This window comes from Pedobacter miscanthi, assembly GCF_032678605.1.
Lineage (GTDB): Bacteria > Bacteroidota > Bacteroidia > Sphingobacteriales > Sphingobacteriaceae > Pedobacter > Pedobacter miscanthi_A.
In genome coordinates this window covers 1-713 of record NZ_JAVTSU010000068.1, presented here as the reverse complement: position 1 = coordinate 713, position 713 = coordinate 1, and the positions used below count along the sequence as shown (strand labels likewise).

1 protein-coding gene is annotated in these 713 nt (G+C 43.2%); it reads left to right on the top strand.

All coding sequences use genetic code 11. The features are described from left to right. Window positions 1-713: transposase (locus R2R28_RS29100; protein WP_316829172.1), on the top strand; the 713-nt coding region annotated here is incomplete at both ends.

Here is a 713-nt window from a genome sequence, read left to right as displayed (position 1 = left end):
GGTTATCAAGATTGGGCGCACAGGGACAACGCATCCCAGGGGCTTATTTTTCCAGAAAATATCAGTACCCAGCTTTCCATTGATGAGACCTCGTTTTCACAGGGAGAACTCTATACCGTAGTGAGCAGTAAGCATGCAAAGGGCAAAAAGGGTACCATAGTCGCTATTATGAAGGGTACAAAGGCTGAAAATATCATTTCCATACTGGAGAAGATCCCTTTAAGGCTCCGTAATAAGGTTGAAGAGATAACCCTGGACCTTGCTGGCAATATGGGACTAATAGCGAAGAAATGTTTCCCAAATGCGGTGCAGGTAATCGATAGGTTCCATGTACAGCAACTGGCAACCGAAGCACTTCAGGAAATCAGGATAAAGTATCGATGGGATGCAATAGATGAAGAAAATGAGCTGATAGAAAAGGCCAAGCACTCCAAGAAAAAATATGATCCGGAGATACTTCCCAACGGAGATACGGTCAAACAATTATTAGCTAGAAGCCGCTACCTGCTATATAAAAGTGAAGGCAAATGGTCTGAGGATCAACAACAGAGAGGAGGAATATTATTTGAGAGATATCCCGAAATTGAAAACGCCTACAGGATCAGCCAGGAGCTATCCTGGATATTCAACAACACAGGCGATAAGCTATATGGCTTTGCAAGGCTTGCAAAGTGGAACGAGAAAGTCGAACAGTCGGGATTTAAATCATTCAA